At 69.6% G+C, this 6,105-nt stretch carries 1 protein-coding gene; it reads left to right on the top strand.

The features are described 5' to 3' along the window. The coding region (locus VML93_RS15535; RefSeq protein WP_325611938.1) for a non-ribosomal peptide synthetase at positions 1-6,105 on the top strand (6,105 nt) is incomplete at both ends.

Raw genomic sequence — 6,105 nt, 5'->3', positions numbered from 1 at the left:
CGGGCGCCACGAGGAGCTGGCTCCCGGGGTGGACTTGTCGCGCACGGTCGGGTGGTTCACCGCCAAATATCCCGTGGCGCTGAAGTTAGGCGGGGTGTCCTGGGCGCAGGTGATGGCGGGTAGCCCGGAGCTGGGACCGGTGATCAAGGACGTCAAAGAGCAGCTTCGGGCTCTGCCGGACGGTCTGACCTATGGTTTGCTGCGCTACCTGAACTCCGATGTCGAACTGGCCGGGCCGGACCCGGCGATCGGATTCAACTACCTGGGCCGCCTGGGCGTCCCGACACCGGCGGCCGGTGCGGCCTGGCACATCGGTCCTCGGCTCGCCGACAGCAACGCGGGGTTGTCCATGCCGCTGCTTCACACCGTGGAGGTCAACGCCGTCACGGTCGACGCCGGGGCCGGTCCGCAATTGCACGCTAACTGGCTGTGGGCCCCATCGGCTGTCGATCGCGCGCAGGTCGAGCGGGTCGGCCGGCTGTGGTTTGAGGCCCTGAGCGGAATTTGTGCGCATGTCCGTCGCGGTGGCGGCGGGTTGACGCCGTCGGACATCGTGCCGGCGCGGTTGAGCCAGCAGCAGATCGACGAGCTACAGCGGCAACACCGGATCGCTGACATTTTGCCGCTGACCCCGATGCAGCGAGGGCTGCTCTTCCACGCCGCCGCCGCGCAGGGCAACCACGACGATGTGTACGCGGTGCAGCTGGATTTCGCCGTGGCCGGTGCCCTCGACCCGCACCGCCTGCGCGATGCGGTGCAGGCGGTGGTCAGCCGGCATCCGAACCTGGCGGCGCGGTTCTGCGAACAGTTCGACGAGCCGGTGCAGATCATCCCGGCCGAGCCCGCGGCGGCGTGGCGGTACATCGAAGTCGGGGGCGGCGATGCCGACGAGCAGATCCAGCGGGTGTGCGCCGCCGAACGCGCCGCGGTATGCGATCTGGCTCATCCGCCGGCGTTTCGGGCGGTGCTGATCCGCGTCGCCGACGACCGACGGTGCAGTCATCGCTTTGTGCTGACCAACCACCACATCGTGGTCGACGGCTGGTCGATGCCGATCGTGCTGCAGGAGATATTCGCCGGCTATCACCGGCAGCGGCTGGCCGCGACGGCGTCTTACCGCAAATTTGTCGCCTGGCTGGCCGATCGAGACCAGCCCGCCGCCCAGGCGGCGTGGCACCAGGTGTTCGCCGGCTTTGACGCCCCGACCCTGGTCGGTCCGCCGGATCGGTCAGGCCCGGCCCCGCGCGGTGCCACGTTGTTCCGGCTGCCCGAGCAAACCACCCGCGCGGTCGGCGAACTCGCGCGCGCCAGCCACACCACCGTCAACATCGTCTTGCAGGGCACCTTCGCGCAGCTGCTGACGTGGCTGACCGGTCAGCATGATGTCGCCTTCGGGACCACCGTCTCGGGCAGGCCCACCGAGCTGGTCGGCGCGGAATCGATGGTGGGGCTGTTGATCAACACGGTGCCGGTGCGGGCGACACTCACGCCGGCGACCACCACCGCAGGGCTGCTCGATCAGCTGCACAGCGCGCACCACGCCACGCTCGAGCATCAGCACCTGGCACTGAGCGAGATCCACCGCCTCACCGGTCACGAAAGGCTCTTCGACGCCCTTTTCGTGTACCAGAGCTTCCCGATCGACGCCGCCGCGCTGTCGGGCGCACACCAGCTGGCCATCACCGAGATGACCCGGCACGACTACAACCACTACCCGCTGACGATCCAAGCCCTGCCGGGCGGTGAACTCGGCCTTCGCGTCGAATTCGACAGCGACGTGTTCGACGCCGACAGCGTCCAGGCACTGATCATGCGCTTCCAGCGGGTGTTGGCGGGCATGACCGCCGACCCGACTCGGCGGCTCTCGTCGCTGGATCTGCTCGACACCGCCGAGCACGCCCGGCTGGATGGGTGGGGCAACCGGGCGGTATTGGCCGGGGAGGCGTCGGCCACCGAGTCGTCGATTCCGGTGCTGTGGGCCGCCCAGGTGGCGCGCACCCCCGAAGCGGTCGCGCTGACCTTCGAGGGCCGCTCGATGACTTATCGCGAGCTCGAGGAGGCCGCGAACCGGTTGGCGCACCTGCTGGCCGCCGACGGTGTGGGCCCGGGACAGACTGTGGCGCTGCTGTTTCCGCGCTCGGCGCAGGCGATCGTCGCTGTCGTGGCGGTGCTGAAAACCGGGGCGGCCTATCTACCGATCGACCCGGGCCTGCCGTCGGCCCGGATCGGGTTCATGCTCGCCGACGCCGCGCCGATCGCCGCGGTCACCACCGCCGCGCTGGCCGACCGGCTGGACGGACACGGCTTGCGGGTCGTCGATTTCGAGGATCCCGCCCTCTCCGGCTACCCGGGCACGGCGTTGCCGGCGCCGGCCCCCGACGAGATCGCCTACCTGATCTACACCTCGGGAACGACGGGAGTCCCCAAGGGCGTCGCCGTGACCCACCACAACGTCATCGGGTTGCTGGAGGCGCTGCGTGCGCATCTGCCCCCGGCGGGGGTGTGGTCGCAGTGGCATTCCCTGGCCTTCGATGTCTCGGTGTGCGAGATCTTCGGCGCGCTACTGGCGGGTGGGCGGCTGGTGGTGGTGCCCGAAGAGGTCACCCGCTCACCCGAAGACTTCCATGCCCTACTGGTCAGCGAACACGTCAGCGTCCTCAGCCAAACGCCGTCTGCGTTCTCTGCGCTGCAGACCGCCGACCCGGGACAGCAGCTGGCGCTCGAGGCTGTGCTGTTCGCCGGCGAGGCGCTGCAACCACCACGCCTGCGGACCTGGCTGCAGCACCCTGGGTCACCGCGCATGTTCAACCTGTACGGCACCACCGAGACGACGGTGCATGCCTCGGTGCGGGAGATCGTCGCCGCCGACGCCGACAGCACCGACAGCCCGATCGGGGTGCCGCTGGCCCATCTGGGCTTTTTCGTGCTGGACGGGTGGCTGCGGCCGGTGTCCGCCGGTGTGGTCGGGGAGTTGTACGTGGCCGGTGCCGGGGTGGCCGCCGGCTACCTGGGCCGGGCGGGGCTGACTGGGTCGCGGTTTGTGGCCTGCCCGTTCGGGGGACCCGGGGCGCGCATGTATCGCACCGGGGATCTGGCGCAGTGGCGTGCCAACGGGCAACTGCACTACGTCGGCCGCGCCGACGAGCAGGTCAAGGTCCGCGGGTATCGCATCGAGCTGGGCGAAATCGAAAACGCCCTGCTGGACTGCCCGCAGGTCGCCCAGGCCGTCGCCGCCGTGCATCACAACGGCACCGCCGCCCACCTCGTCGCCTACCTCACCCTCGACCACACCGCCGACGCGGACCTGGACGCCGAAATCGTCGACCAGTGGCAACACCTGTACGACGAGTTGTACGGCGCCGAGGCCGGGGCGCCGGAGTTCGGCATGGATTTTCGCGGCTGGGACAGCAGCTACACCGGTGACCCGATTCCGCTGCCGGAGATGGTGGAGTGGCGTGCGGCCACGGTAGCTCGGATCCTGGCTCTGCGGCCGCGGCGGGTGCTGGAGATCGGCGCGGGTTCGGGGTTGGTGTTGTCGCAGGTCGCCCCGCACTGCGAGCGCTACGTGGCGACCGACATGTCGGCGGTGACGATCGAGAACCTGGCCCGCTCGCTGGAACAGATGCCGTGGCGTGATCGCGTCGAGCTGCTCAGCCAGCCCGCCCACGTCACCGACAATCTGCCGCAGGGCCACTTCGACACCGTCATTCTCAACTCGGTAGTCCAGTACTTCCCCAACGCGGGATATCTGGCCGAGGTCCTCGACAACGCCATGGAGCTGCTGGCCCCCGGCGGGGCGCTGTTCGTCGGCGACGTGCGCAACCACGCCCTGCAGGGTGCGCTGCAAACCGCGATCGCGCTGGCCCGCTCCGACGACGGCGCCGAGCCCGCCGAGATCCGCCAACGCGTCCGGCGCGCCGTGGTCAGCGAATCCGAATTGCTGCTGGCGCCAGAGTTTTTCACGACTTGGGCCGCCGATCATCCGGCGGTGGCCGGACTGGGCGTCCAGGTCAAACGCGGTTGGGCCGACAACGAGCTCACCCGCTACCGCTACGACGTCGTGGTCCACAAGACGCCCACCCGGGTGCGTTCGCTGGCTGCGGCATCCACGTGGGCGTGGACCGGATACGCGGGCCCGGACGGGCTGCAGGCCCGGCTGACAGCCGAGCAACCCGCCGCGGTGCGGGTCACCGGAATTCCGCGCGCCGAGCTGATCACCGACGTCCAGGCCGAACGGGCGCTGGCCGCCGGGCCACCCGTGGCCGCGTCCCCTGAAGCCACGACCCCCGAAGAACTGCACCGCGCCGGCGAAGCCGCCGGATATCACGTCGTCGTCACCTGGGGCGCTCAGCCCGGCACCGTGGATGCCGTTTTCATGCTGCCCACTGGTGACGCGCTGACCGATGTCTACCTGCCTGGCGCCGGAACGACGCACGCGAATGAACCCCACGCCAACACCAAGATCAGCGCGGTGCGCCAACGGTTGCGGGCGCGGCTGCCGGAATACATGGTCCCGGCGCACATCGTCGTGCTCGACGAGTTCCCGTTGACCTCCTCGGGCAAGCTGGACCGCAAGGCCCTGCCCGCGCCGGACTACCAGGACGCCGGCCGTTACCGCGCTCCGGCCGGCGCGGTCGAGGAGATCCTGGCCGGCATCTACGCCGAGGTGTTGGGGCTGGAGCGGGTCGGCGTCGACGAGGCGTTTTTCGAGCTGGGTGGGGACAGCATCCTGTCGATGCAGGTGGTGGCGCGGGCGCGCGCGGCCGGTGTGGTGTGCAAGCCGCGCGATATTTTCGTCGAGCAGACCGTCAGAGGATTAGCCGGGCTGGCCCGGGTGGCCGACGGTGCGGCCGGCGTGATCGACGAAGGCGTCGGCCAGGTGGTGGCCACCCCGATCATGCGGTGGCTGCAGGGTGTGAACAGCCCGGTTGGGCAGTTCAACCAGACAGTGGTGGTGCAGGTTCCGGCGGGCGTCGCCGCGACCGATGTGGTGGTCGTGTTGCAGGCCCTGCTCAATCGGCACGCGATGCTGCGGTTGCACGTCGACGACGACGCCACCGGAGAGTGGTCGTTACGGGTATCCGAACCGGGTTCGGTGGATGCGGGCAAATGCCTGCAAACGGTGGACGCGCTGTCCGACGACGCGGTGGTGGGTGCCCGCGCCCGGCTGAATCCGGCCACCGGGACGATGCTGAGCGCGTTGTGGGTGGGCCCCAGCGGTCAACTGGTGCTGATGATTCATCATCTGGCCGTCGACGGAGTGTCCTGGCGGATATTGCTCGAGGACCTCGTCACCGGCTGGGCCCAGCATCGTGGCGGGCGGCCGGTGGTGTTGCCGGCGGGCGGAACGTCGTTTCAGCGGTGGGCGTCGCTGCTGGGCGAGTATGCGCGCCGCCCCGCGGTGGCGGATCAGGCTGACGCCTGGCGGCAGGTGCTGGAAGCTCCTGCGGCGCTGCCCGCGGTGCGCCCCGCGATCGACACGTTCGCCACCGCCGGGCACTTGTCGGAGTCGCTGGATGTCGAGACCACCCGCATGCTGCTGGGTGCGGTGCCGGCGGCGTTCCACACCGGGATCCAGGACATCTTGTTGATCGCATTCGGGTTGGCCTGCACGGAATTCCTGGGCACCGGCAGCGCCCCGATCGGCATCGATGTCGAGGGCCACGGGCGACACGAGGACGTGGCGGCCGATCTCGATCTGTCGCGCACCGTAGGCTGGTTTACCGCCAAGTACCCGGTGGCCTTGACGCTGAAGCTGCCCTGGGCGCAGGTTGTGGCCGGCGGGGCGAGCCTGGGGGCGGTGGTCAAGGACGCTAAGGAGCAGCTCCGCGCCCTTCCGGACCCGCTGACCTACGGTGTCCTGCGCTATCTGAACACCGATGTCGAGCTGACCGGGCCGGAGCCGGCGATCGGGTTCAACTACCTGGGCCGCCTCGGCGCCGCGGCGGGCAGTGACGGGTGGGGAGTCTGCCCGCTGCCCGCCGACAGCACCAGCGCCGGGTTGCCGATGCCGCTGATGCACACCGTCGAGGTCAACGCCGTCACCTTGGAGACCAACACCGACACGGAGGCCGGCCCGCAACTGCACGCCAACTGGATGTGGGC

The sequence above is a fragment of the Mycobacterium sp. genome (assembly GCF_035499775.1).
Lineage (GTDB): Bacteria > Actinomycetota > Actinomycetes > Mycobacteriales > Mycobacteriaceae > Mycobacterium.
Note: the sequence above shows the minus strand (reverse complement) of the source record. Positions and strands in the feature narration are given on the sequence as shown.